We start from the raw sequence: 26,702 nt of genomic DNA, 5'->3' as shown, positions 1-26,702 counted from the left end.
CGGAACCTGGCCTGGCACCTAAGCAGTGATCTTCTCCGGGCATGCGCCCCGTCCAGGTGCATCTTGTATGCAAGTTCGACTGCCGCCGCCGGCGCGGCAAAAAATACAATTTGCCAACTAGCAGAGCACATTCAAGCGACTAGGAAATACATCGGCGCTCCGGCCCGGATTGGCACGTTGCATGCAATTCATGGACTGTCTCCCCAACCTAGGAGTAGTCGATGAAACCCCGCAATTTCAAGCTTCGCCACTGGCTGGCAGCCCTCCCTCTGAGCTTCGCCCTGCATGCAGGACTGCATGCAGAAACGGTGGCCCGCTACGGCATTTCCATGGCCGACATTCCCCTCACCACCGGCCAGCCGGACCGGGGCGCCGGCGCCTACCAGTTCACCGGCCACACCCTGTACGACCCGCTGATCGCCTGGGAAGCCAATGTGGGCAACCGCCCCGGCAAGCTGGTGCCCGGCCTGGCCACAGAGTGGAAGGCAGATCCGAAGGACAACAAGAAGTGGCGCTTCACCCTGCGCAAGGGCGTCAAGTTCCATGACGGCTCCGAATTCACTGCCGACGCGGTGATCTGGAACCTGGACAAGGTCCTGGCGGAAAAGTCGCCCCAGTTCGACGCCAAGCAGAGCGCCCAGGTGCGCCCGCGCATTCCCTCCATCGCCTCCTACCGCAAGGTCGGTCCCTACGAGGTGGAGATCACCACCAAGGAAGTGGACGCCCTGTTCCCCTACCAGTTGCCCTGGTTCCTGGTCTCCAGCCCGGCCCAGTGGGAAAAGCTGGGCAAGGACTGGAACAAGGTGGCCAGCCAGCCCTCCGGCACCGGCCCCTTCAAGCTGGACAAGCTGGTTCCCCGGGAGCGGGCCGACCTGGTGAAGAACGCCGCCTACTGGGACAAGAGCCGCCTGCCCAAGACCGACCGCATCGTCCTGCTGCCCATCCCCGACGCCATGACCCGGGCCAACGCCCTGCTCAACGGCCAGGTGGACATCATCGAGACGCCGCCGCCGGACGTGCTGCCCCAGCTCAAGGCCGGCGGCTTCAAGCTGGTGCAGAACGTCACGCCCCACGTCTGGCCCTACCACTTCTCCACCTACCCGGGCTCGCCGTGGACCGACATCCGGGTGCGCAAGGCGGCTAACCTGGCCATCGACCGGGATGCGGTGGTCAAGCTGATGAGCGGCCTGGCCACCCCGGCCAAGGGCCAGGTGGACGCCACCAGCCCCTGGTTCGGCAAGCCCAACTTCAAGATCGGCTACGACCTGGCCGCCGCCCGCGCCCTCATGGCCCAGGCCGGCTACGGCCCCTCCAAGCCCCTCAAGGCCAAGGTCATCATCGCCCAGGGCGGCACCGGCCAGATGCTGTCCCTGCCCATGAACGAGTTCGTGCAGCAGAGCTTGGCGGAGATCGGCATCGAGGTGACCTTCGAAGTGGTGGAGCTGGAGAACCTGTACCGCCACTGGCGTGCCGGGGCCAAGGCCGACATCAACGCCGGCAAGGGCATCACCGCCATCAACCTGGGCTACGTCACGGCCGACCCGTTCTACGCCATCACCCGCTTCACCGACAGCCATTACGTGGCGCCCAACGGGGTGAACTGGGGCGGCTACAACAACCCCAAGGTTGACGCGGCCCTGGAAAAGATCCGCACCACCTTCGACAGCAAGACCCAGGACGGCCTGCTCGCCTTCGTGCACCAGAGCATGGTGGACGACGCCCAGATGCTGTGGGTGGTGCATGACGTGAATCCCCACGCCCTGTCGCCCAAGGTCAAGGAGTTCATCCAGGCCCAGCACTGGTTCCAGGACCTCACCACCATCCGCATGTAATCCCCACCGGGCCGGGGTTAGCCCCGGCCCATGACGGAAAGCCCGCCATGTTTGCCTACATCCTGAAACGGCTGATCTACGCCATCCCCATCGCCCTCAGTGTGACGGTGGTGTCCTTCGTCCTCGTCTATCTGGCCCCGGGCGACCCCCTCAACGCCATTGCCCCGGCCGACGCGCCGGAAGAGGTGATCCAGGCCTTGAAGAGCGCCTATGGCCTGGACAAGCCGGTGCCCGTGCAGTACGGCCTGTGGCTGATGCGCGCCGTGCAGGGCGACCTGGGCCTGTCCATCGCCTCGGGCCGGGAAGTCACCGCCGAAGTGCTCAGCGCCGTCAGCAACACCCTGCTCCTGGCCGGCATGGCCGCCGCCATCGGCGTCGTGCTCGGCTGCATCCTCGGTGCCCTTGCCGGCTACCGCCACGGTACCTGGATCGACAAGGCGGCCACCGCCCTCTCCGTGGTCGGCGTCAGCATCCCCCACTACTGGCTGGGCCTGGTACTGACCATCCTCTTTTCCATCTGGCTGCCCTGGTTCCCGGCCATGGGCGCCGGCCCCGGCGGCTCCGGCGAATGGCTGTGGGACCTGGAGCACCTGCGCTACCTGGTGTTACCGGCCCTGACCCTGTCGGTGATCCCCATGGGCATCATCACCCGCACCGTGCGGGCCCTGGTGGCCGACATGCTGGGCCAGGAATTCGTCACCGCCCTGCGCGCCCGGGGCCTCTCCGGCGGTGCCGTCTTCCGCCACGTGGCCAAGAACACCGCCCCCACCGTGCTGGCCGTGGCCGGCCTGCAGATCGGCTACCTGATGGGCGGCTCCATCCTGGTGGAGACGGTCTTCGCCTGGCCCGGCACCGGCTTCCTTCTCAACACCGCCATCTTCCAGCGGGACATCCCCCTGCTCCAGGGAACCATCCTGGTGCTGTGCATGTTCTTCGTGGTGCTCAACCTGCTGGTGGACATCCTGCAACCCCTGATCGACCCGCGCATGGGCCGCAGCTGAAAGAGGAACGACCATGTCCGCAACCCTTCCCCTCCCCCTGCCGGCCGCTGCGGCGCCGGCCCAGCCCAGCCGCAGCTACTGGACCGTGGTGTGGCGCCAACTACGGCGCGACCCCATGGCCATGGCCAGCGCCGCCGTGCTGCTGCTGATCGTCGGCGCCGCCGTCTTCGCGCCCTGGCTGGCCCCGGCCGATCCCTACAAGGCCAGCATGATCAAGCGCCTGCTGCCCATCGGCAGCCCCGGCTTCCTTCTCGGCACCGACGAGCTGGGCCGCGACCTGCTCAGCCGCCTCATGCACGGCGGCCGCCTCTCCCTGCTCATGGGCGTGGTGCCGGTGCTGGCGGCCTTCGGCATCGGCACCACCATCGGCCTCCTGGCGGGCTACGTCGGCGGCCGGGTGAACATGGCCATCATGCGCGTGCTCGACATCTTCTACGCCTTCCCCTCGGTGCTGCTGGCGGTGGCCATCTCCGGCGCCCTGGGGCCAGGCATGAGCAACAGCCTGATCGCCCTGACCCTGGTCTTCGTGCCCCAGGTGGTGCGGGTGGCCGAGAGCGTCACCACCCAGGTGCGCCAGCTGGACTACATCGAGGCGGCGCGCATGAGCGGCGCCGGGGCCTTCTCCATCATCCGCACCCATGTGCTGGGCAATGTGCTGGGACCGGTCTTCGTCTATGCCACCGGCCTCCTCAGCGTCAGCATGATCCTGGCCTCGGGCCTGTCCTTCCTCGGTCTCGGGGTGAAGCCGCCGGAACCCGAGTGGGGCCTCATGCTCAACACCCTGCGCTCGGCCATCTACAGCAATCCCTGGGTCGCCGCCCTGCCCGGCGTGCTGATCTTCGTCACTTCCATCGCCTTCAACCTGCTCGCTGACAGCGTGCGCTCCGCCATGGACATCCGCAAATGAACGCCGCCCTCGCCCCCACGCCCGCCCCCCACGACATGGGCGGCCCCGCCCAGCCCCTGCTCATCGTGCGCGACCTGAAGAAGCACTTTCCCGTGCGCAGCAGCCCCCTGGACCGGGAACGCAAGTTCGTCCACGCCGTGGATGGGGTGAACTTCTCCGTCCCCAAGGGCAAGACCCTGGGCATCGTCGGCGAATCCGGCTGCGGCAAATCCACCACCGCCCGCCTGGTGGCCCGGCTGATGCCCGCCGATGCGGGCGAGCTGATCTTCGACGGCGAGGGGGTGGAGGAATTCCGCGGCCTGCGCCTCAAGGAGTTCCGTCGCAACCTGCAGATGGTGTTCCAGGATTCCTTCGCCTCCCTCAATCCCCGCCTCACCATCGCCGAAACCATCGCCTACGGGCCCAGGGTGCACGGCATCGCCCGGGCCGACCACCAGGCCAGGGAACTGCTCGACCGGGTGGGGCTGGACCCGAGCCACTTCGCCGGCCGCTATCCCCACGAGCTGTCCGGCGGCCAGCGGCAGCGGGTGAACATCGCCCGGGCTTTGGCCTTCGACCCGCGCCTGGTGATCCTGGACGAGGCCGTGGCGGCCCTCGACAAGTCGGTCCAGGCCCAGGTGCTCAACCTGCTGCAGGAGCTGAAGGCGGAGCGCCAGCTCACCTATCTCTTCATCTCCCACGACCTGCACGTGGTGCATTACCTGTCGGACTACGTGATGGTGATGTACCTGGGCCAGGTCATCGAGAGCGGCCCGGTGGAGCGCATCTACGGCCATCCGGCCCATCCCTACACCCGGGCCCTGCTCTCCGCCGTGCCCTCCATGGACCCGGAGCACCGCACCCAGGCCTCGCCCCTGGCCGGCGACCCGCCCAACCCCATCAACCCGCCCAGCGGCTGCCGCTTCCGCGACCGCTGCCCCCACGCCCACGCCGTCTGCGCCAGCGCCACGCCGGCCCTGCGGGACATGGGCCGCCATAGCGAGCACCTGGCGGCCTGCCATCTCAACGATCCCGCTTCCGGCCACCCGGAAGCCCACCAGGAGCAACGTCCATGAGCGCCCCCCTCGTCTCCATCCAGGATCTGACCGTGCAGTTCCACGGCGCCCGCCGCGCCAGCGCCCTCAACCAGGTGAGCCTGGAACTGGGCCAGGGCGAAGTGCTGGGCCTGCTGGGGGAATCGGGCTCGGGCAAGAGCGTCACCCTGCGCACCCTGCTGCGCCTGCACCCGGAGCGCCACACCCGCACCGCCGGCCGCATCCGGGTGGACGGCCAGGACGTGCTGGCCCTGCGCGGCCGGGAGCTGGACCGCTACCGGGGCGGCACCGTCTCCATGGTGTTCCAGGAGCCGGGCCTGGCCTTCGACCCGGTGTACACCATCGGCCAGCAGATCAGCGAGGCGGTGCGGGTGCACGAGGGCGTGGACCAGGCCACCGCCGCCGCCCGGGCCCTGGCCATGCTGGAGCGGGTGCAGATTCCCCAGGCCCGCCGCCGCTTCGACGCCTATCCCCACGAGCTGTCCGGCGGCATGCGCCAGCGCGCCATGATCGCCCTGGCCCTGGCCTGCAAGCCCAAGCTGCTGCTGGCGGACGAGCCCACCACCGCCCTCGACGCCACGGTGCAGATCCAGATCCTGCTGCTGTTGCGGGAGCTGCAGCGGGAAACCGGCATGTCGGTGATTTTCGTCACCCACGACATCGGCGCCGCGGTGGAGGTGGCCGACCGCATCGCCGTCATGTACGCCGGCCGCATCGTCGAGCAGGGCCCGGTGGGCCAGCTGGTGCACCAGCCCTGCCACCCCTACACCCGGGGCCTGCTGGCGGCCACCGTCGGCCACGAACACCGGGGCCGGCCCCTGGAGGCCATCCCCGGCTCGCCGCCGGACCTGGCCGCCCTCCCCCCGGGCTGCAGCTTCGCCCCCCGCTGCAGCCACGCCAGCGAGCGCTGCCACCGCGACATCCCGCCCCTGGAGCAGCAGGGCGCCCGCACCCTGGCCTGCTGGCATCCGGTGCGCCTGCTGGGGGAGGCCGCCTGATGGAAAGCGCCATCCACACCGCCGCCCCGCCGGAGGCCGGGCGCAGCCGGGGCAGCCTGGCGGAGGATGTCTGCCGCAGGATTGCCGACGAGATCGTCCTCGGCCAGCTGGCCCCCGGCACCCGCCTGGACGAAGTGACCCTGGCCGCCCGCTTCGCCGTCTCCCGCACCCCGGTGCGGGAGGCCCTCAAGCAGCTGGCCATCATGGGCCTGGTGGAGACCCGCCCCAACCGGGGCTCGGTGGTGGCCGCCCTGTCGGTGGAACAGCTCAACCACATGTTCGAGGCCATCGCCGAACTGGAGGCCGCCTGCGCCCGCCACGCCGCCCTGCGCATGAGCGAGGCGGACCGGGCCGCCATGCGCCAGCACCACGCCGAGGGCCGGGCCGCCATGCAGGCCGGCGACATCGAGCGCTACGAGGCGGCCAACGTCGCCCTCCACGCCACCATCATCCGCGGCTGCTACAACCCGGTACTGATCGACATGGCCACCAGCCTGCGGGACCGGGTCTCCAGCTTCCGCCGCACCCAGTTCCGTAACCTGGAACGCATGAGCGAATCCTTCGAGGAGCACTCGGTGATCGTGGAGGCCATCCTGGCCCACGACGTCATCACCACCTACCGGGAAATGCGCTCCCACCTCATCTCCGCCCGCAGCGCCACCACCCGGGCGGCGCCGGCCTGGGGCAACGCCCCGGCCGCTGCTGCCGCCCCCCTCCCGCCCGACCCCCTGCCCTGATCGCGAAAGGCCATTCCATGAATCCCGTACTCGGAACCCGCGGCGCCGTCGTCGCCTCCCATTCCCTGGCCGCCCAGGCCGGGCTCGACATCCTGCGCGAAGGCGGCAACGCCATCGAGGCCACCATCGCCGTGGCCGCCACCCTGGCCGTGGTCTATCCCCACATGACCGGCATCGGCGGCGACGGCTTCTGGCTGCTGCACGCCCCCGGCCAGCCGGTGCGCTCCATCGACGCCTGCGGCGCCGCCGGCGCCCAGGTCACCCCGGAGCTCTACGGCAACCTGGAAAGCATTCCCTGGCGCGGTCCCCTGGCCGCCAACACGGTGGCCGGCACCGTCTCCGGCTGGGCCGCCGCCCACGCCCACAGCCGGGCGGCCTGGGGCGGACGCCTGCCCCTCTCCCGCCTGCTGGAAAGCGCCATCCACTATGCCCGCCACGGCTTCCCCGTGACCCGCAGCCAGCAGGACAACACCCGGGCCAAGCTGGCGGAACTGCGGCAGCAGCCGGGCTTTGCCGCCGCCTTTCTCAACCACGGCCAACTGCCGGTGTACGGCCAGCAGCACCGTTTCCCCCGCTTGGCGGAGACCCTGGAGCAGCTGGGCCGGGCCGGGGCGGAGGACTTCTACCGGGGTGACCTGGCCGGCGTCATCGCCCGGGACCTGGCCCGGGTGGGCAGCCCCGTCAGCGGCGCCGACCTGGCCGCCCACCGGGCCTCCCTGCAGGACCCGCTGGCAGTGAAGCTCTCCGTCGGCACCGTGTACAACCAGGCGCCACCGACCCAGGGCGTGGCCTCCCTGCTCATCCTCGCCATCTACGACCGCATCCGCCGGGAGGGCTGGAATCCCGACAACGCGGAGGGCATCCACGCCCTGGTGGAGGCCACCAAGCAGGCCTTCCTGCAGCGGGACCGCCACGTGGGCGACCCGGGCTCGATGCAGATAGATCCCCGGGAGTTGCTGGCAGACGGATTGGTGGAACGCCTGGCCGCCGCCATTCCCCTGGAACAGGCCAGCCCCTGGCCGGCCCCCATGTCGGATGGCGACACCACCTGGATGGGCGCCATCGACGGCGCCGGCCGGGCGGTGAGCATGATCCAGAGCATCTACTTCGAATTCGGCAGCGGCGTGGTGCTGCCCGAGAGCGGCATCTGGTGGCAGAACCGGGGCTGCTCCTTCGACCTGCGCCCGGGCCGGCTGCGCACCCTGGCCCCGGGCCGCAAGCCCTTCCACACCCTCAATCCGGCCCTGGCCCAGCTGGACGACGGCCGCCTGCTGGTCTACGGCACCATGGGCGGCGAGGGCCAGCCCCAGACCCAGGCCGCCGTCTTCTCCCGCTACGTCTGGGGCGGCCACAACGTGCGTTCCGCCGTGGCGGCGCCGCGCTGGCTGCTGGGCCGCACCTGGGCCGAGCAGAGCACCACCCTGAAACTGGAATCCCGCTACGACCCGGCCCTGGTGGAACGACTGCGGGCCATGGGGCATCCGGTGGAAATGGCCGGCGACTTCGACGAACGCATGGGCCACGCCGGCGCCCTGGTGCTGCACCCGGAGGGCTGGATCGAGGGCGGCGAGGACCCCCGCAGCGACGGCTGCGTGGCGGCCTGGTAAGGCGTCACGGACATTTCCCCAGGGAGACAACACGATGGGATTCAAATTCGACTGGTTCATGAAGGGCATGCTGGGAGCGGTGCTGCTGGCCTTCCTCTGGCCCGAGCCCGGCGCCAAGGGCGGCTTCCTGCAGCCGGAGCTGCTCAACAAGCTGGGGGTGGCCCTGGTCTTTTTCCTCAACGGCCTGGCCCTGTCCCTGGCCTCGATGAAGGACGGCGCCCTGCGCTGGCGGGTGCACCTGCTGGTCCAGTGCAGCACCTTCCTCCTCTTCCCCCTGCTGGGCGTCGCCCTGCTGTGGGGCAGCGCCGGCTGGATGGCGGCGCCACTGCAGATCGGCTTTTTCTACCTGTGCGCCCTGCCTTCCACCGTCTCCTCCTCGGTGGCCCTGACCATCGCCGCCCGGGGCAATGTGGCGGCGGCGGTTTTCAACGCCACCCTCTCCAGCCTCATCGGCGTGCTGCTGACGCCCCTGTGGATGGCCTGGGTGCTGCACCAGAGCGGCGGCAATTTCGCCGTCGGCCCGGTGATCGTGGATCTGCTGCTGTGGGTGGTGCTGCCCCTGGTCCTGGGCCAGTTCAGCCGCCCCCTGCTGAAGGATTGGGCCAGCCGGCACAAGGGCCTGCTGCAGAAGGTGGACCGCATCACCATCCTGCTGCTGGTCTACACCTCCTTCGCCGACACGGTGAAGGAAGGGGTGTGGTCCCGCTACAACCCCCTGCTGCTGCTGCAGACGGTGGCCGGCTGCGCCCTGCTCTTCCTCCTCGTGCTGGCCCTCACCCAGTGGGGCGCGCGGTTGCTGGGCATGCCCCGGGGAGACCGTATCGCCAGCGTCTTCTGCGGCTCGAAGAAGACCCTGGCCTCGGGCGTGCCCATGGCCCACCTGATCTTCGGCGCCAATCCGGCCATCGGCCTCATCCTGCTGCCGATCATGATCTACCACCCGTTGCAGCTGCTGGCCGGCGGCATGCTGGCCCAGCGCTGGAGTAGTGCCGAGGCCGCCCCTAGCTAGCCCGGCGCACCTGCCAGGCAGGGCGGCCACCGGCCATCAGGTCGGCGGCGCCCAGGCGGTACTCGGCCCCGTCCGCCGCCAGCACGGCCAGGGGACGGGAGGGCGACGTCCCCTCCAGCAGGGACTGGAACGCCACCCCGGCGGGAGCCGGCCAGTGGCCCAGCAGCACCTGGCTGCGGGCATCGTAGAGGCTGAGGCCGGCCACATCCAGCACCCACAGGCGCTCCGCGGCCCCATCCAGGCCCAGGGCACGGATGCTGCGCCGGGGGCCCGGCGCCAGGGTGGCCACCGGCACCGGCAGGTCGCCCCGCAGGCGGAACACCCGCACCTGGCCGTTGCGCTGGTCCGCCAGATAGAGCAGGCCGGCCTCCCGCCACTCCGCCCGGCTCATGCCCGGCATCGTCTCCGCCGTACCGGCACCGCCCGCCCCGATGCCGGCCCCCAGCAGCAGGGCGGCGGCGGCAATGGCCAGGGCACAGCCCACCAGCAGCAGGGGAAAGGGCAGACGGGGATGGAGGTGCTCGTGACAGGCCATGGCGGGCTCCTTGGGCCAAACGACAATGGGAGACCTGACAATAGCGAACACTTTTTTCCATCGGAATATACAATCAGCCCATCCGACCGCGACACTGTTCCGGTGAAAACACCGGGCCAATCCCGTCCCAGGAGCGAACAGATGCTGAACCTCTCCCTCAATCCCGATTCCCCCCAGCCCCTGGTGGACCAGATCGTCGCCGGCGTCCGCGCCCGCATCGAGGACCGGCTGCTGCGCCCCGGCATGCGCCTGCCGCCCATCCGCCACTTCGCCGACAACCACGGCGTCAGCCGCTTCACCGTGGTGGAGGCCTACGACCGGTTGGTAGCCCAGGGCCTGCTCAAGTCCCGCCGCGGTTCCGGCTTCTATGTCGAGGCCCGCAGCCTGCCCCAGGCCGCGGCGGAGCCGGTGGCCGGCCAGGTGGCCCGGGCCTTCGACAACGCCGGGGTGCTGCACCAGAGCCTGGAGGATTCGCCCAACCGGCTCAAGGTGGGCGTCGGCTGGCTGCCGCCGGAATGGCACGACCAGGAAGGGGTGCGGCGCCAGCTGCGGGCCCTGGCCCGGCGCGACGAGGTCAAGCTGACCTGCTACGGCACGCCCCTGGGCTTCGCCCCCCTGCGGGAACAGGTACGGCTCAAGCTGGCGGACCTGGGCATCGCCGCCCAGCCCGGCCAGATCATGCTCAGCCACGGCGCCACCCAGGGCCTGGACCTGCTCATCCGCCTGCTGCTCAAGCCCGGCGACTGCGTCTTCGTGGACGACCCGGGCTACTGGAACCTGTTCGCCAACCTGCGCCTGCACGGGGTGCAGCTGGTGGGCGTGCCCTGGGGCCAGGACGGCCCCGACCCCCAGGCCCTGGAATCCCTGCTGGCGGAACACCGGCCCCGGGCCTTCTTCACCCATTCGGTGCTGCAGAATCCCACCGCCTGCAACCTCTCGCCGGCCAACGCCTTCCGCATCCTGCAGCTGGCGGAGAAGCACGATTTCCTGCTGGTTGAGGACGACACCTACGGCGACTTCCATCCCGGCGGCGCCACCCGCCTGTCCACCCTGGACCAGTTGCAGCGGGTGGTCTACGTCGGCAGTTTCTCCAAGACCCTCTCGGCCAACCTGCGGGTGGGCTTCGTCGCCGGCCGGCCGGACCTGATGGCGGCCCTCACCGACGTCAAGATTGTCAGTTGCGTCTCCACCTCGGAAGTGGCGGAACAGCTGGTCTACGAAATGCTCACCGCCGGCCACTACCGCAAGTACCTGGAGCGCATCCACGGCCGCCTGCGGGAAGCGGCGGACAAGACCCTGCGCCTGCTGGAACGGGTGGGCATGGAGGCCTACGCCGAACCGGCCGGCGGCATGTTCGTCTGGGCCCGGGCGCCGGGCCTGGAGGACGCGGCGCGGCTGGCCACCCAGGCCGCGGCGGCGGACATCATGCTGGCCCCGGGCCACATCTTCCGGCCCCAGCTGCAGGCCTCGCCCTGGATCCGCTTCAACGTGGGCTACACCCAGGACCCGCGCCTGGAACGCTTCCTCGGCGAGACCCTGGGCCGGGGCTGAAACGACGCCGGGCGCCCTCAGGCGCCCGGCGGTCAAACATCCATGAAGAAACCGGCGCTTAGCGCGATTCCTTGATCAGGCGGCCGTTGGAGGGCTGCACCGGGCGGGCGTTGTTGCGGTAGAGGCGGGAGAAGATGGCGATCTGCTGGGCCGAAACCTGCACCGGCTGCTGCATCACCAGCCACAGCACGCCTTCGCTGCAGGGCGGCGTGGTGAGGGAACCCATGTAGGTGTAGTAGCCGCGCTTTTCCGGCAGCAGCTGGTTGAGGTCCACCGCCGCGTCGGGCGGCAGCACTTCCTGGTTCTTCTCCAGGGGAATGTAGTTCCACAGGGTCTGGATCACCGGGTGTTCCTGGGCGCCCTTCTCCAGCAGCACCGCCACCACCGCCAGCTGGTTGTCGTCGGAGCGGTGCACCATGTGGGCCACCATGTCGAAGGCCTTGCCGTTCACCCGCTCTTCCGAGGGCCGGTGGAAGTGCACCTGGACCAGGTCGTAGGTCTTGCCCAGATGGGTCAGGCTGCCGTGGCCGAAGGAGGCCTGCAGGGTGTGGCCGTTGTCCACCAGGCGGAAGCGGGTGGGCCGGTAGGAAAACTCGATGGGCGGCAGATCGACGCGGATGCCGTCCCAGATGTCGATGGGCGACTGGCGCCGGCCCTTGTCGCAGGTGGCGAAATCGGGCTTGAGGCGGCCCCAGAAGTCCGGCCCGCCTTCCCCTTCGTAGGACCAGTGGATGGCGTGGTGCTGCTCGGCCCCCTCCAGCCCCTCCGGCTTGGCAGCGGGGCGGGGCTTGGCCGCCCGGGGTGCCGCCGCCGTGTAGGGCGCCGGACGCGGGGCGTAGGCCGGTGCTGCCTGGGGCTTCTGGATTTCCATGTGCTCCAGGCTCTTCACCGGGGTCGGCGCCTGGGTGGATTCCCGTTGCACCGCCTTCTTCACCATCTCCTCGTTGGCCTTCTTCAGCTCCTCGGCCGCCACATTGGCCTTGGCCACGGTAGCCTGGGTCAGCTTGCGCATGTCCGCCGCCGTGGTGGGCCGGCAGATGTCCCGCAGCAGCTTGTCGTCCAGGGTGTTGGCGCGCACCGGCATGTCGGTGGCCACCTTGATTTCCTCTTCCCGCAGCAGTTCGCCGCTGGCCTTCACATAGACCCGCTTCAGGGTGGCGTAGGTGCGGTTGCTGCAGTCGTAACGGCCCAGGGCCTCGATGCTGCGGTAATTGCTGGCGCTCTGGGCGTCGGGCAGGTCCTTCTCCAGGACGATGCGGCCCCAGGCCGAAACCTTGCCCGACTCGTCCCGCTTGATGCTGGCCCGGTCCACCTCGATGCGCTTGCCGGGCTCGGTGGAGATGGCCTGCCAGGTGCGGCCGTCGTCGCCCACCTTGGTCGGCGCCGCGCTCGGGGCGGCCTGCAGCAGGCCGGCCGTCAGCAGCAGGGCCGAAGTCAGCGCTCCCCGGGTCAGGGAGGCGGGGGCGGAAATGGAATTTGTCTCGAGGGCGGGCATGGCGCGTCTCTCTGCTCGTTATTTTGGGCTAACGTTACTCTGACGGATGGCAAAAGAAAAACTTTAGGCCCGGCTCGGCTTTTCTTGCATTTTCCCAGGCTTTCCAGTAACTTGCGCCCGTACCTTGGGGGTGCCTGAAAGCCTTGGAAATACTGGCTTCCGGCTGAGAAATACCCTTATGACCTGTACGGGTAATGCCGTCGTAGGGAAAGCGTCGCCGGGCCGCCTCTTGCGCCCTCCCCCGCCCCTCCTTGCACCTTTGCCTGACCGGGTCCGTCCCGCCGGCCTCCCGGCCGCGCTACCGCACCCCCTCCCCAGCAAGGAGACACCATGAACGCCAACGACAAATTCATTGCCACCGCCGCCCAAGTGGACGAAGCGGCGGTCCAGCCCCTGCCCAATTCCCGCAAGATCTACGTCGAGGGCTCCCGCCCCGACATCCGGGTGCCCATGCGGGAAATTTCCCAGGCCGACACCCCCACCGGTTTCGGCGGCGAGAAGAACCCGCCCATCTACGTCTACGACTGTTCCGGCCCCTACACCGACCCCAACGCCAAAATCGACATCCGTTCCGGCCTGCCGGCCCTGCGCCAGCAGTGGATCGAGGAGCGGGGCGACACCGAGGTGCTGCCCGACCTGACCAGCGAATACGGCCGCCAGCGGGCCGCCGACCCGGCCCTGGACGAACTGCGCTTCCCCGGCCTGCACCGCAAGCCCCGCCGCGCCAAGGCCGGCGCCAACGTCAGCCAGATGCACTACGCCCGCAAAGGCATCATCACCCCGGAAATGGAATACGTGGCCATCCGGGAAAACCTGAACCGCCAGCAGTACCTGGAAAACCTGCGCAACACCGGCCCCATGGGCGAAAAGATGGTCAAGCTGCTGGGCCGCCAGCACAAGGGCCAGGATTTCGGCGCCGCCATTCCCCAGGAGATCACCCCGGAATTCGTGCGTTCCGAAGTGGCCCGGGGCCGCGCCATCATCCCCAACAACATCAACCACCCGGAAAGCGAGCCCATGATCATCGGCCGCAACTTCCTGGTGAAGATCAACGCCAATATCGGCAACTCCGCCCTGGGTTCTTCCATCAGCGAGGAAGTGGACAAGATGACCTGGTCCACCCGCTGGGGCGGCGACACGGTGATGGACCTGTCCACCGGCAAGAACATCCACGAAACCCGGGAATGGATCATCCGCAACAGCCCCGTGCCCATCGGCACCGTGCCCATCTACCAGGCCCTGGAGAAGGTGAATGGCAAGGCCGAGGAGCTGACCTGGGAAATCTTCCGCGACACCCTGATCGAGCAGGCCGAGCAGGGCGTGGACTACTTCACCATCCACGCCGGCGTGCTGCTGCGCTACATCCCCATGACCGCCAACCGCATGACCGGCATCGTCTCCCGCGGCGGCTCCATCATGGCCAAGTGGTGCCTGGCCCATCACAAGGAAAGCTTCCTCTACACCCATTTCGAGGACATCTGCGAAATCATGAAGGCCTACGACGTGGCCTTCAGCCTCGGTGACGGCCTGCGTCCCGGCTCCATCTACGACGCCAACGACGAGGCCCAGCTGGGCGAGCTGGAAACCCTGGGCGAACTCACCGACATCGCCTGGAAGCACGACGTGCAGACCATCATCGAAGGTCCCGGCCATGTGCCCATGCACATGATCAAGGAGAACATGGACCTGCAGCTGAAGCACTGCAAGGAAGCCCCCTTCTACACCCTGGGGCCCCTGACCACCGACATCGCCCCCGGCTACGACCACATCACCAGCGGCATCGGCGCCGCCATGATCGGCTGGTACGGCACCGCCATGCTCTGCTACGTCACGCCCAAGGAGCACCTGGGCCTGCCGGACAAAAACGACGTTAAGGAAGGCATCATCACCTACAAGCTGGCCGCCCACGCCGCCGACCTGGCCAAGGGCCACCCGGGCGCCCAGATCCGCGACAACGCCCTGTCCAAGGCCCGCTACGAGTTCCGCTGGGACGACCAGTTCAACCTGGGCCTGGACCCGGACAAGGCCAAGTCCTTCCACGACGAGACCCTGCCCAAGGAATCGGCCAAGGTGGCCCACTTCTGCTCCATGTGCGGCCCCCACTTCTGCTCCATGAAGATCACCCAGGACGTGCGCGACTTCGCCGCCCAGCAGGGCATCGGCGAAGCCGAGGCCCTGGAGAAGGGCATGGAGACCAAGGCGGTGGAATTCGTGAAGAGCGGCGCCGAGCTGTACCGCAAAGTCTGAGGCAGCGGAGGCAACTCACCCGGAAACGGCGGCCATCAGGCCGCCGTTTTTCATTCCCGGGGCATGCCTTCCGCCAGACCGGCGGTCCATTCGGTCATCAGCCGGTAGCCCACCGCCAGCAGGGTGGGACCGAGGAAGACGCCGATGAAGCCGAAGGCGAGAACGCCGCCGAGGACCCCCAGCAGCACCAGGATGAAGGGCAGGCTGGCGCCGCGGCTGATGATGAGGGGCTTGAGCACGTTGTCCACGGTGCTGACGACGAAGAAGCCCCAGGCGGCGACGAAAATGGCCCAGCCCAGCTCCCCCTGCTGGAACAGCCAGAAGGCGGCCGGCCCCCAGATCAGGGGCGGACCCACGGGCACGGCGGAAAGGAAGAAGGTGGCCAGGCCCAGCAGCAGGGCGCCGGGCACCCCGGCCACGGCGAAGCCGATGCCGGCCAGGACCCCCTGGGCCAGGGCGGTGCCGATGATGCCGTACACCACGCCGCCCACGGTGCCGTGGGCCAGGTGCAGCAGGCGCCGCCCCCGGGCCCCGGCCAGTCGCTCCAGCACGGCGGTGAGGTGGGCGGTGACGGCCTCGCCGTCGCGGAAGAGGAAGAAGACGATCAGCACCGACAGCATGAGGTGGAAGACCCCCATGCCGATGGCCCGGCTGCCGTTCAGCACCAGGCCCTTGGCCGGTTCCACCAGCTGGCCCAGTTCCGCCACCAGGCGCTGGCCGTTGTGGGCGAAGCCCTGCCAGTAAGCATGCAGGCGTTCGCCGACGAAGGGGATGTCCTGCAGCCACTGGGGCGCGTCGGGCAGGCCGCCCTCCAGCAGGGTGCGGGTGGCGGCGGCCAGTTCCGCCACGTTGCTACCCAGGCCCACCGCCACCACGATGAAGGGGGCCACCAGCACCAGGGCGGTGGCCAGGGTGGTAAGCAGGGCCGAGGTGTTGCGCCAGCCCGGCAGGCGCTGGTCCACCCAGTGGAACACCGGCCACACCGTGGTGGCCAGGATCGCCGCCCAGAGCACGGCGGAAAGGAAGGGGCGCAGCACCAGGAAGCAACCGACGATGAGGAAACCCAGGGCGGCAAAACCGAGGATGCGGTCAGAACGGAAGGGCTGCATGGACAGGATTTCCAGGAAAGCGTGGTCGAAACGGTGGTCGAAGCGGTGCTCGAAACGAAAAGACGCAGTGCCGGGCCGTACCGCATCCGACGGCTATGCTAACAAATCGGCATGACGATTACCCGCCTTCCCCGCCCGGCGGACCGCGCCCGGCAAGGCCCGGACTGTAAGCCGGGACGCCAATGGCCTACCATGGCGCCATTGCCCTTGCTCATGTCCGCCATGCCTGCCTCCGCCGCCCCCACCCCGCCCCGCGCCACCGTCGCCATCGACGACGCCGAACTGCAGCAGCTGGACGCCTTCTGGCGCGCCGCCAACTACCTGGCCGGGGCCATGATCTACCTGCAGGACAACCCCCTGCTGCGCCAGCCCCTGGCGCCGGAGCACATCAAGCAGCGGCCCCTCGGCCACTGGGGCGCCAGCCCGGGCCTGGCCTTCGCCTACGCCCACCTGACCCGGCTCATCCGCCACCACGACCTGGACGCCATCTTCCTCGCCGGCCCGGGCCACGGCGCCCCCGGCATCCTGGGCCCGGCCTGGCTCGAAGGCAGCCTGGGCGACCGCCAGCCGCAACGGGGCTGGGGCCTGGCCGGCCTGACCCGCTTCTGCCGCGACTTCTCCTTCCCCGGCGGTCTGGGCAGCCATTGCACGCCGGAAGTGCCGGGCTCCATCCACGAAGGGGGCGAGCTGGGCTACAGCCTCTCCCACGCCTTCGGCGCCGCCTTCGACAACCCGGAGCTGCTGGTGACGGTGATGGTGGGCGACGGCGAGGCCGAGACCGGCCCCCTGGCCACCGCCTGGCACTCCAACAAATTCCTCAACCCGGCCCGGGACGGAGCGGTGCTGCCCATCCTGCACCTCAACGGCTACAAGATCGCCAACCCCACCATCCTGGCCCGCATCCCCCGGGAGGAACTGCTGGCCCTGTTTACCGGCTACGGCTGGGCCCCGAAGATCGTCGAAGGCCATGAGCCGGCGGCCATGCACCGGGCCATGGCGGCGGCCATGGACGAATGCCTGGAGGAGATCCGGGCCATCCAGCAGGCGGCCCGCAGCGGCAAGGGCCCCTTGCAGCGGCCCCGCTGGCCCATGATCGTGCTCGTCTCGCCCAAGGGCTGGACCGGACCGAAGCAGGCCGACGGCCATCAGGTGGAAGGCACCTGGCGGGCCCACCAGGTGCCCCTGGCCGATCCGCGTAACAACGAAGAAAACCGCCGCCTGCTGCAGGAATGGCTGCAGTCCTACCGGCCGCAGGAACTGTTCACCGAGGACGGCGAACCGGCGCCCCTGCTGCAGGACTTCGCCCCCCGGGGCCGCCGTCGCCTGGGGGCCAACCCCCACGCCAACGGCGGCCTGCTGCGCCTGCCCCTGGACCGGCCCGACTGGCGCCAACAGGCGGTCACCTTCGCCGCCCCGGGCAGCCGCCGCCACAGCAACACCGATCCCCTGGGCCGCCACCTGGGGCAGATCATGCAAAAGAACCCCAGCAATTTCCGCCTCTTCGGCCCGGACGAAACCGCCTCCAACAAGCTGGGCGCCGTCTTCGAAGTCACCGGCAAGGCCTGGCTGGGGGAATCCCGCCCCGAGGACGCGGACGGCGGCCATCTCGCTGCCGACGGCCGGGTCATGGAAATGCTCTCGGAACACACCCTGGAAGGCTGGCTCGAAGGCTACCTGCTGACCGGTCGCTACGGCCTCCTGTCCACCTACGAAGCCTTCGCCCACGTCATCGACTCCATGTTCAACCAGCACGCCAAGTGGCTGGAGATGTGCCGGGACGTGCCCTGGCGGGCGCCGGTGGGAGCCCTCAACCTGCTCATCACCTCCACCGTGTGGCGCCAGGACCACAACGGCTTCACCCACCAGGACCCGGGCTTCCTCGACCTGGTGGTGAACAAGAGCCCGGCAGTGACCCGCATCTACCTGCCGCCGGACGCCAACTGCCTGCTGGCGGTGGCCGACCGCTGCCTGGGGGAAACGGACGTCATCAACGTCATCGTCGCCGACAAGCAGGCCCACCTGCAGTACCTGGACGCGGAAGCCGCCGCCCTGCACTGCGCCCGGGGCATCGGCCTGTGGGACTGGGCCAGCAGCGATGACGAGGCGGGCACCGAGCCGGAGGTGGTGTTGGCCAGCTGCGGCGATGTGGCCACCCAGGAGGCCCTGGCGGCGGCGGAACTGCTCTACCGCCACTTCCCCGACCTCAAGCTGCGCTTCGTGAACGTGGTGGACCTGTTCACCCTGACGCCGCCGGAGGAGCACCCCCACGGCATCAGCGACCGGGACTGGACCGGCCTGTTCACCGCCGACAAGCCCATCGTCTTCAACTTCCACGGCTACCCCTGGCTGATCCACCGCCTCGCCTACCGCCGCCCCAACCACGCCAATCTGCACGTGCGCGGCTACAAGGAGCGGGGCAGCATCTGCACCCCCCTGGAACTGGCCATGGACAACCAGATCGACCGCTACTCCCTGGCCATCGACGTCATCGACCGGGTGCCGCGCCTGGCCGTGGCCGGCGCCCACGTCAAGCAGGCCCTGGAGCAGAAGCAGCAGCAATGCCGGGCCCATGCCCACCGCCACGGGGTGGACCCGGAGGAGATCAACACCTGGACCTGGGGCGGCCAGCCGTGAGCCAGACAGTCCTGGAATGCCGCCCGGGCTGCGGCGCCTGTTGCATCGCCCCCTCCATCTCCTCCCCCATACCCGGCATGCCGGATGGCAAGCCGGCGGGGGTGCGCTGCATCCAGCTGCTGGAAGACAACCGCTGCGCCATCTTCGGCCGGCCGGAGCGGCCCGCCGTCTGCGGCGGCCTGCAACCTTCGCCGGAAATGTGCGGCGCCAGCCAGGGCGAGGCCCTGGCCTGGCTCACCCGGCTGGAACAGGCCACCCACCCGGGCGCCTGACGGCCCTCAGGGTTCCTCGGGAAAGCGTTCCCGGTCGGCGAAGAATTCCACCAGCCGGTCGAACACCAGGCGGATGCGGGCCGCCACCGGGCCCCGCTGGGGCCGATAGACGTAGAGATTCCACGGGTCCGGCTCCTGCTGCGGCAGCACCCGCCGCAGCTCGCCGCTGCGCAGCAGGGGAATGGTGAGCAGGCTCACCACCTGGCCGAAGCCCAGGCCGGCCCGCACCGCGGCGAACTCGGCCAGGGTCTCGTCGGTGGCGAAAGCCCAGGTCTGGGGCTGCCACTCCTCCCCGTCCTTGAGGAACCAGGGCCAGGGCTTGCCCGTGGCCGGGTCCATCACCACCGTCACCGGCCGCTGCTGCAGGTCCTCCAGGGTGCGGGGCTCGCCCACGGCATCAAGCAGGGCCGGGCTGGCCACGGTGTGGAAATGCACCTTGGCCACGGCCCGAGCAACGAAGCGGCTATCCCGCAGAAATCCCACCCGCACGCCGATGTCGATCTGCTCGTCCACCACGTCCGCCGGCCGGTCCGAGAGGCGCAGGTCCAGGCGCAGGCCGGGGAATTCGCGGCCCAGTTCGGCCAGCAGGGGCATGACGAAATGCTGGCCCAGGGCCTTGGGCGCGGTGAGGCGCACCAGGCCGGCGAGCTCGTTGTCCGGCAGGGGGCTGGCGCGCTGGAACAGGGCATCGACGCCCTGCACGGCGCCGCGGGCCTCCGCCGCCAGACGGGCTCCGAAATCGGTGATGCGGTTGGCCCGGGTGTTGCGGTGGAAGAGCAGCTCCCCCAGGTGTTCCTCCAGCTCCTGCACCGCCCGGGTCACGGCCTGGGGCGAGACGTGCAGGCGCAGGGCCGCCTCCTTGAAGCTCTTGGCTTCGGCGGCGGCAACGAAGAGGCGCAGCATTTCCAGGCGGTTGAGCATGGTGGGTCTTCCGCTTTCTGTTCCGATATTTGGAATTGTGAAATCAAAACACTTTCATTTATTGGATTCAAGTCCTGACGGATACTGCTCGGCGTATACCCAATTTCCCCGGAGGACTCTCCATGACCAGCCAACTGTTCACCCCCTACGCCCTGGGCGGCCTGAGCCTGCCCAACCGCATCGTCATCGCCCCCATGTGCCAGTACTCCGCCGCCAACGGCGTGGTCGGCGACTGGCACCTGATGCACCTGGGCAACCTCTCCCACAGCGGTGCCGGCCTGCTCATCGCCGAAGCCACCGCCGTCAGCCCGGAAGGCCGCATCTCCGACCGCTGCCCCGGCCTGTGGGACGACGCCACGGAAAGCGGCTGGGCCCGGGTCATGGCCGGTATCCGCCAGTATTCGGCCATGCCCATCGGCATTCAGCTGGCCCACGCCGGGCGCAAGGGCGGTTGCGCAGCGCCCTGGCTGGGCGGCAAGCAACTGCCCCTGAGCGAAGGCGGCTGGTTCAACGTGGCCCCCTCGGCCGTTCCCTTCGATCCCAGCGATGCGGCGCCCCAGGCCCTGGACGCGGCCGGCATCAAGCGCCTGGTGCAGGCCTTCGCCGACGCCGCCCGCCGCGCCGACCGCCTGGGCTTCGACGCGGTGGAACTGCACGCCGCCCACGGCTACCTGATGCACGAGTTTCTCTCCCCCCTCACCAACCGGCGCAGCGACGAGTACGGCGGCAGCCTGGCCAACCGGCTGCGCTTCGTGCTGGAAGTGTTCGACGCCGTGCGCACCGTGTGGCCCCGCCACAAGGCCCTGGGCATGCGGGTCTCCGCCACGGACTGGGTGGCAGGCGGATGGACGCCGGAAGAGACGGTGGCGCTGGCCAAGGAACTGAAGGCCCGGGGCGCCGATTTCATCCACGTCTCCAGCGGCGGCCTCTCTCTGGAACAGAAGATTCCCGTGGGCCCCGGCTACCAGCTGCCCTTCGCCCGCCAGGTGAAGGCAGCCAGCGGCCTGCCCACCATCGGCGTCGGCCTCATCACCGAAGCCAAGCAGGCCGAGGCCGTGGTCACCGAAGGCGATGCAGACCTGGTGGCCGTGGCCCGGGCCATGCTCTACGACCCGCGCTGGCCCTGGCATGCCGCCGCCGAGCTGGGCGCCCAGGTGCAGGCGCCGCCCCAGTTCTGGCGCGGTGCGCCGCGAGGGGCCGAAGGGGTGTTCTCGCCCCTGCCCTGAGGCAGCGACAAGGCGGGCGGCAGTAAAGCCGCCATGAAAAAAGGGGACGCCTGGCGTCCCCTTTTTTGTCGATACCAAGCACCTGGCCTGGGATCAAGCAGGCACGGGCATCTCCGGCATGGCAACCCGGAGAAGTCCGTCCCGCCTAGGCCCTGGCGCCACCCACTCCACCCGCTCCGTCCTCCCGACCCACGCGGAAGAAGTGCATCAGGCGCTGCAGTTCCTCGGCCTGGGCGCCCATTTCCTCGGCGGTGGCGGCCAGCTCTTCGGAGGCGGCAGCATTCTGCTGGGTGGCCTGGTTCAGCTGGCCCATGGCGCTGTTGATCTGGGCGATGCCGTGGGACTGCTCCTCCGAGGCGGCGGCGATTTCCCGCACCAGATCGGAAGTGCGGCCGATGGCCGGGACGATGCGCCCCAGCAGTTCGCCGGCGTGCTCCGCCTGGTGCACGGTCTGGGCGGCGACGGTGCCGATCTCCCCGGCCGCCACCTGGCTGCGCTCGGCCAGCTTGCGCACTTCCGCCGCCACCACGGCGAAGCCCTTGCCGTGTTCCCCGGCCCGGGCCGCCTCGATGGCGGCGTTGAGGGCCAGCAGATTGGTCTGGTAGGCGATGTCGTCGATGATGCCCACCTTGCCGGCGATCTGCTGCATGGCCGCCACGCTCTCGGCCACGGCGGCGCCGCCGGCCACCGCTTCCTTGGCGGCGGTGCCGGCCATGTTCTCGGTGTTGCGGGCGCTCTCCGTGTTGTTGGCGACGGAGGCGGTGGACTGTTCCAGGGTGGCGGAAATCTCCTCCACCGAGGCCGCCTGCTGGCTGGAGGACTGGGACAGGCTCTGGGCCGTGGCCGAGACCTCCTCGGAGGCGGAGGAAAGGTTGTCGGCGGCGCCCCGCACCTGGCGGATGATGTCCCCCAGGCGCCGCACCATGCGCTCCATGGATTGCAGCAGGCGGCCGATTTCGTCGTCCCGCTCGGCCCGCAGATGCACCGTCAGGTCGCCCTCGGCCAGGGCGTCGGCAGCCCGCACCGCCTGCCGGATCGGGCCCAGCACCACCCGGCGCAAAACGAAGGTGAGCAGGGCCAGCAGGGCCACGGTGATGGCCAGGCCGCCCAGCAACACCGGCAGGGCGGCGCGGCGGGCAGCCCCATCCACTTCCGCCTGGCTGTAGACCACCGCCACCTTGAAGCCCCAGGCCGGGAAGGGCCGGAAGATGGCCTCCCAGTTGTGGCTGGCGCCGGCCTCACCGGCGGCCTCCTGCAGCCGGGCCTGGATGGATTCGGGGCTGACGCCGTCGGAATGGAGGAAGGGCTTGCCCTGGCCGTCCAGCAGGACGACGAAGCCGGAGCCGAAGGAGACGGACTTGCCGATCAGTTCCTTGAGCCCCGCCAGGTCGGCCTTGAAGCCCACGTACCAGGCGCCCACCACCTTGCCGCCGGCGTCCACGATGGGCTCGTAGCCCGTCAGGTAGGGCGCGCCGAGGATGTCCACCTGGCCGTAGAAGGACTCGCCCCGGGCCAGGGCGGCGTAGGCCTTGCCCTGGGGATTGAGCAGGGTGCCCACGGCCCGCTGGCCCTCCGGCGTCTTGACGTTGGTGGCGATGCGCACGAAGTCCTGGCCCTGGCGCGCGAAAAGGGTGGCGGTGCCGCCGGCGATGCCGCTGACGCTGTCCACCAGGGCCGTCTCCAGGGCCTGGGGGCGGCCGCCGAAGCGCAGGTTGAGGGGATGCTGGCCGCCCACGGCAATAGCCTCGCCCAGGCTCACCGGCCCCAGCTGGGCGCTCTTTTCCCGGAACAGCTTCATGGCGCTGCGGGTCTGTTCCCCCATCAGGCTGTCGCTCATCTGCAACAGCTGGATGACGCCGGCGGCGGTGGCTTCCGAACGCAGGCGCACGTCGGCCTCCAGGCGCCGGGATTCATTGGCCGACAGGGCCAGGGAACCGACGATGAGGGCGACGACCAGGGGGGCGAAACCGAAGAGGGCGAAACGGGCTTGGAGTCCCAGTCCTTTCATCTTGCATCCTTATGGGGGCAGGTTGGCACGGCGCGCCCGCTGCGGCCGGATGGGCCGGCAACGGCGCGAACGCAACCGTAGCAACAACCGGGCCGCAGCCCCAGTCGGAGTTTCCACAAGGGGCAGGCGCCGCAAACGACGGGAAACAGGCGGAGCAGGCAGAGGGGGAGCGCCGCCCGACGGCGTCCCGGGGACATTTTGTCCGCCCGCCGGCACGCTTTTGGGGCAGGGGCGGACATTCTGTCCTGCCACCGCCCTAGGGCGGGGCAGCGGACAGGCGCTGACTCAGACCCCGGCCAGGGCCTGCTCCAGGTCGGCGATGAGGTCCGCCGTGGCCTCGATGCCGACGGAAAGGCGCAGCAGGTCGTCAGGACAGAAGGTGCCCGGCCCCTCGACGCTGGCCCGGTGCTCCACCAGACTTTCCACCGAGCCGAGGGAGGTGGCCCGCTGGAACACCTGCAGGCGGGCGGCCACGGTCTTGGCCGCCGCCTCGCCGCCGGCGATGCGCAGGGAGAGCATGGCGCCGAAGCCGCCCTGCATCTGCCGCGCCGCCACGGCGTGGCCGGGATGGGAAGGCAGGCCCGGATACAGCACCAGGCTGACCTTGGCATGGCCGTGGAAATGGCTGGCGATGGCGGCGGCGGAAGCGGCGGCGGTGCGCACCCGGGGGAACAGGGTGCGCATGCCCCGGGCCAGCAGCCAGGCCTCGAAGGGGCCGAGCACGGCGCCGCCGAGAGCGCGCACGGTCTTGATGCGCTGCCAGAAGTCGTCCACGGCCCTGGTCACCAGGGCCCCGGCCACCACGTCGGAATGGCCGTTGAGATATTTGGTGGCCGAGTGCATGACGATGTCCGCGCCCAGTTCCAGGGGCCGGGTGAACACCGGCGTCGGCACCGTGGAATCCACCACCAGGCGGGCGCCAGCAGCGTGGGCCGCCTTGGCGGCAGCAGCGATGTCGGTGATTTCCCAGGTGGGATTGGCCGGCGTTTCCAGCCACACCAGATCCGCCGGGCGCTGCAGCAGGGCCGCCAGTTCGGCGTCGTCGGCGAAGAAGTCCAGGGTCAGCTGCCAGTTGGCGGCAAACTGGATCATCCAGTTGCGCAGGGCCCAGTACATGGCCCGGGGCGCCACCACCCGGGCCCCGGGCTTGAGGGCCTGCAACACGGCGGAAGCGGCAGCCATGCCGGAAGCGAAGAGGGCTGCGGCGGCGCCGCCTTCCAGCTCCTTCAACAAGGCTTCGGGCCCGTCGTAGGCCGGGCTGCCGTCCCGGGAATAGACCCGGCCGCCGGGGTAGCTGCCGTCGCCGGCCCGCTCGAAGGTGGTGGCCAGATGCAGGGGCGGCACGATGTCTCGATAGGGCGAGTCCACCGGGACGGCGCCGCGGGCGGCCTGGGTTTCGGGAGCAAGGCTGGGGACGGCGGGCGACTGGGACATGGCGGCGGCTTCGGCAACGGGGGCCCACAGCTTAGCGCCAAAGCCCCTGGCGGGGCCACCGCCCTGACCGCGGAAATCCCGTATTTACAGGGCATAGCCCCCTGCCGAGAATCCGCCTCTTTGCCGCCCAGCCGTTCCGACCATGCGCCTTCTCCGCCTGCTACCCCTGTTCGCCCTGCTGACCGCGCCCCTGGCCGCCCAGGCCAAGGACATCGTGATCGCCCAGATCGCCCCCCTGAGCGGCCCCCAGGCCGTCACCGGCAAGGCCATCGCCGCCGGCGCCCGGCTCTATATCAACCACATCAACGCCCAGGGCGGCATCAACGGCAGCCCCATCCGCCTGGTGCGCAAGGACGACGGCCAGAAGCCGGAGGAGACCCTGCGCCTGGTAAAGGAAAGCCTGAAGGAGGAGGAGCCGCCCGTGGCCTTCCTCGGCACCGTGGGCACCAACAACGTGGAAGCCCTGGTGAAGGACGGCATCCTGGCCCGCAGCAACGTGCCCCTGGTGGGGGCCGTGTCCGGCGCCTCCAGCGTGATCGGCGCCCCCGGCGTGTTCGTGGTCAAGGCCGGCTACCGGGACGAGGTGGAGCGCCTCTTCGCCCATCTCTCCCAACTCGGCCAGAAGCAGGTGGGGCTGGTCTTCCAGGACGACGCCCTGGGCGCAGACGTGATCGCCGGGGCCGAGGTGGCCGCCGCCCGCAACGGCATCAGCCTGGTGGCCCAGGCCGGCTACGAGCGCAACACCACCAAGGTGGAAGCCGCCGTCAATGCGGTGCTCAAGGCCAATCCCCAGGCGGTCTTCCTCGGCGCCACCACCGCCGCCGCCATCGAATTCGTGCGCCAGTACCGGCAGAAGGGCGGCCTGGCCACCCTCTACGGCCTTTCCATCATCGACACCCAGCAGCTGCTGGACAAGCTGGGCCCCGGCCTGGCCCGGGGCTACGCCTTCTCCGTGGTGGTGCCCCTGGAACAGCAGAACACCCTGTCCCTCAACCGGGAATACAGCCGCCTCAAGGCCGCCGCCAACGACCCGGAACTGTCGGCCCGCTCCATGGAAGGCTTCATCGCCGCCAAGGTGCTGGTGAGCGCCCTGCGCCAGGGCGGCGGCAACGGCCCGGCCGTGCTCAAGGCCCTGCAGGCCATGCGCAAGGTGGACCTGGGGGGCTACGCCATCGACTTCAGCCAGCGCAACCGCCCCGGCTCCACCCGGGTGGACTTCGCCATGATCGGCGAGGGCGGTCGGGTCTTCCAGTAAGCCCGGGGCAGCTCAGCCAGCCCGGGCCCGGATCACCAGGGCGATACCGCCGAGGATGGCAACAGAAGCCAGGACCAGGCGCAGGCTGACGGCCTCGCCCAGGAACAGGGTGCCGCCGACGGCGGTCAGCAGGGGCACGCTCAACTGCACCGTGGCCGCCGTGGTGGCCTGCAGGCCCCGCAGGGCCGCATACCAGAGGGCGTAACCGAGACCGGAGGCGATGCCGCCGGAAAGCACTGCGTAGAGCACGCCCCCGGCATTGAAATTGACGCCCGGCAGGGCCAGGAGCCCCAGTCCCAGGGCCAGGGGCACCGCCCGCAGGAAGTTGCCCGCCGTCACCGCCGTGGCATCCCCCGCGCCCCGGCCGCGGATGGAATAGACGCCCCAGGCCACCCCGGCCCCCAGCATCAGCAGGGCCCCGGCCAGGGGCGGCGCCGACAGCCCCGGCAGCAGCAATCCCACCAGTCCCCCCAGGGCCAGGAGCAGCCCCAGGCGCTGGCGCGGCGAGAGCCGTTCCCCCCGCCACAGGCCGTAGCCGATCATGGTCACCTGCACCGCCCCGAACAGCAGCAGGGCGCCGGTGCCGGCCGCCAGGGAAACGTAGGCAAAGGAAAAGCCCGCCGCATAGGCGAACAGGGCCAGGGCCGAGCCCCAGCTACCGGGCAGGCCGGAGAAGCCCCGCAGGCGGATGATGGTCCACAGCACCAGGGCGCCGCTGCCCAGGCGCACCAGGGTGAAGGAGGCGGGGTCCATGCCGCCCTGCTGGAGGGCCAGGCGGCAGAGCAGGGAATTGCCGGCAAAGGCCAGCATGGCCACCAGGGTCAGCAGCACCACCTGTTTGCGGGACATGGGCGGAAGCGGAAGTCGGAGAAGCCGGCAGCATAGCCCGG

The 26,702-nt window shown here is 69.7% G+C and carries 21 protein-coding genes; 14 read left to right on the top strand and 7 right to left on the bottom strand.

Going from position 1 to position 26,702, the window contains the following annotated elements:
• Positions 1–221 precede the first annotated feature (221 nt).
• The 8 genes from EV678_RS13575 to EV678_RS13540 are packed head-to-tail and all read left to right on the top strand — an operon-like array spanning position 222 to position 9,125.
• Complete coding sequence (locus tag EV678_RS13575) at positions 222–1,832, top strand: ABC transporter substrate-binding protein (RefSeq protein ID WP_014235526.1); 1,611 nt, start codon at positions 222–224, stop codon at positions 1,830–1,832.
• A gap of 47 nt (positions 1,833–1,879) precedes the next feature.
• Positions 1,880–2,833, top strand: a complete 954-nt coding sequence (locus tag EV678_RS13570; RefSeq protein WP_014235527.1) for an ABC transporter permease — start codon at positions 1,880–1,882, stop codon at positions 2,831–2,833.
• 13 nt (positions 2,834–2,846) lie between these two features.
• Positions 2,847–3,740: an ABC transporter permease gene (locus EV678_RS13565; RefSeq protein WP_130459891.1), complete on the top strand. Its 894-nt coding sequence runs from the start codon at positions 2,847–2,849 to the stop codon at positions 3,738–3,740.
• Positions 3,737–4,795, top strand: coding sequence for an ABC transporter ATP-binding protein (locus EV678_RS13560; protein ID WP_130459890.1), 1,059 nt, complete (start codon positions 3,737–3,739; stop codon positions 4,793–4,795). Before EV678_RS13565 ends, EV678_RS13560 begins: the two co-directional genes overlap by 4 nt.
• Positions 4,792–5,772, top strand: coding sequence for an ABC transporter ATP-binding protein (locus EV678_RS13555; protein WP_130459889.1), 981 nt, complete (start codon positions 4,792–4,794; stop codon positions 5,770–5,772). The genes EV678_RS13560 and EV678_RS13555 overlap by 4 nt, the downstream gene beginning before the upstream one ends.
• The gene (locus tag EV678_RS13550; RefSeq protein ID WP_130459888.1) at positions 5,772–6,509 is read left to right on the top strand and encodes a GntR family transcriptional regulator; all 738 of its coding nucleotides are present in this window, start codon (positions 5,772–5,774) and stop codon (positions 6,507–6,509) included. Before EV678_RS13555 ends, EV678_RS13550 begins: the two co-directional genes overlap by 1 nt.
• 17 nt (positions 6,510–6,526) lie before the next feature.
• Complete coding sequence (locus EV678_RS13545; protein WP_130459887.1) at positions 6,527–8,116, top strand: gamma-glutamyltransferase family protein; 1,590 nt, start codon at positions 6,527–6,529, stop codon at positions 8,114–8,116.
• A gap of 34 nt (positions 8,117–8,150) precedes the next feature.
• Complete coding sequence (locus tag EV678_RS13540; RefSeq protein WP_130459886.1) at positions 8,151–9,125, top strand: bile acid:sodium symporter family protein; 975 nt, start codon at positions 8,151–8,153, stop codon at positions 9,123–9,125.
• Here the strand turns inward: EV678_RS13540 and EV678_RS13535 are convergent.
• Positions 9,118–9,660: a hypothetical protein gene (locus EV678_RS13535; protein ID WP_130459885.1), complete on the bottom strand. Its 543-nt coding sequence runs from the start codon at positions 9,658–9,660 to the stop codon at positions 9,118–9,120. The genes EV678_RS13540 and EV678_RS13535 overlap by 8 nt on opposite strands.
• Before the next feature lie 141 nt (positions 9,661–9,801).
• Between EV678_RS13535 and EV678_RS13530 the strand changes: the two genes are divergently transcribed.
• Entirely contained in the window at positions 9,802–11,211 is a 1,410-nt protein-coding gene (locus tag EV678_RS13530; RefSeq protein ID WP_014235535.1) for an aminotransferase-like domain-containing protein, read from the top strand.
• 58 nt (positions 11,212–11,269) lie between these two features.
• Here the strand turns inward: EV678_RS13530 and EV678_RS13525 are convergent, their stop codons facing one another.
• Positions 11,270–12,706 carry a carbonic anhydrase gene (locus EV678_RS13525; protein ID WP_130459884.1) on the bottom strand — a complete coding sequence of 479 codons (1,437 nt, stop codon included), beginning with the start codon at positions 12,704–12,706 and terminating at the stop codon, positions 11,270–11,272.
• Positions 12,707–13,036: 330 nt separating this feature from the next.
• Between EV678_RS13525 and thiC the strand changes: the two genes are divergently transcribed.
• Positions 13,037–14,953 carry a phosphomethylpyrimidine synthase ThiC gene (thiC, locus tag EV678_RS13520; RefSeq protein WP_014235537.1) on the top strand — a complete coding sequence of 639 codons (1,917 nt, stop codon included), beginning with the start codon at positions 13,037–13,039 and terminating at the stop codon, positions 14,951–14,953.
• 50 nt (positions 14,954–15,003) lie between these two features.
• Here thiC and EV678_RS13515 read toward each other — a convergent pair whose 3' ends face one another.
• Positions 15,004–16,062 carry an AI-2E family transporter gene (locus EV678_RS13515; protein ID WP_014235538.1) on the bottom strand — a complete coding sequence of 353 codons (1,059 nt, stop codon included), beginning with the start codon at positions 16,060–16,062 and terminating at the stop codon, positions 15,004–15,006.
• Positions 16,063–16,275: 213 nt separating this feature from the next.
• Between EV678_RS13515 and EV678_RS13510 the strand changes: the two genes are divergently transcribed.
• Together EV678_RS13510 and EV678_RS13505 are read left to right on the top strand one after the other, a co-directional pair.
• Positions 16,276–18,696 (top strand): phosphoketolase family protein, encoded by a 2,421-nt coding sequence (locus EV678_RS13510; RefSeq protein WP_130459883.1) that lies wholly within the window; start codon positions 16,276–16,278, stop codon positions 18,694–18,696.
• Positions 18,697–18,707: 11 nt separating this feature from the next.
• Positions 18,708–18,968 carry a YkgJ family cysteine cluster protein gene (locus EV678_RS13505; RefSeq protein ID WP_207222272.1) on the top strand — a complete coding sequence of 87 codons (261 nt, stop codon included), beginning with the start codon at positions 18,708–18,710 and terminating at the stop codon, positions 18,966–18,968.
• Positions 18,969–18,974: 6 nt separating this feature from the next.
• Here the strand turns inward: EV678_RS13505 and EV678_RS13500 are convergent, their stop codons facing one another.
• Positions 18,975–19,889 carry a LysR family transcriptional regulator gene (locus EV678_RS13500; RefSeq protein ID WP_130459881.1) on the bottom strand — a complete coding sequence of 305 codons (915 nt, stop codon included), beginning with the start codon at positions 19,887–19,889 and terminating at the stop codon, positions 18,975–18,977.
• Positions 19,890–20,011: 122 nt separating this feature from the next.
• Between EV678_RS13500 and EV678_RS13495 the strand changes: the two genes are divergently transcribed.
• Positions 20,012–21,115 (top strand): NADH:flavin oxidoreductase/NADH oxidase, encoded by a 1,104-nt coding sequence (locus tag EV678_RS13495; protein ID WP_130459880.1) that lies wholly within the window; start codon positions 20,012–20,014, stop codon positions 21,113–21,115.
• A gap of 145 nt (positions 21,116–21,260) precedes the next feature.
• On the opposite strand, the gene EV678_RS13490 is transcribed toward EV678_RS13495, so the two are convergent.
• Both EV678_RS13490 and EV678_RS13485 read right to left on the bottom strand, forming a co-directional pair.
• Complete coding sequence (locus EV678_RS13490) at positions 21,261–23,123, bottom strand: methyl-accepting chemotaxis protein (RefSeq protein ID WP_130459879.1); 1,863 nt, start codon at positions 23,121–23,123, stop codon at positions 21,261–21,263.
• 285 nt (positions 23,124–23,408) lie between these two features.
• Complete coding sequence (locus EV678_RS13485) at positions 23,409–24,557, bottom strand: trans-sulfuration enzyme family protein (protein ID WP_130459878.1); 1,149 nt, start codon at positions 24,555–24,557, stop codon at positions 23,409–23,411.
• A gap of 142 nt (positions 24,558–24,699) precedes the next feature.
• Here EV678_RS13485 and EV678_RS13480 point away from each other — a divergent pair, with 142 nt between their 5' ends.
• Positions 24,700–25,812, top strand: coding sequence for an ABC transporter substrate-binding protein (locus EV678_RS13480; RefSeq protein ID WP_014235545.1), 1,113 nt, complete (start codon positions 24,700–24,702; stop codon positions 25,810–25,812).
• Positions 25,813–25,824: 12 nt separating this feature from the next.
• Here the strand turns inward: EV678_RS13480 and EV678_RS13475 are convergent, their stop codons facing one another.
• A complete protein-coding gene (locus tag EV678_RS13475; RefSeq protein ID WP_130459877.1) occupies positions 25,825–26,661 on the bottom strand; it encodes a DMT family transporter in 837 nt (278 codons plus the stop codon).
• Positions 26,662–26,702 lie beyond the last annotated feature (41 nt).

It is taken from the genome of Azospira oryzae, assembly GCF_004217225.1.
Taxonomy (GTDB): Bacteria; Pseudomonadota; Gammaproteobacteria; order Burkholderiales; family Rhodocyclaceae; genus Azospira; species Azospira oryzae.
This window is presented reverse-complemented; position numbering and strand designations above follow the sequence as displayed.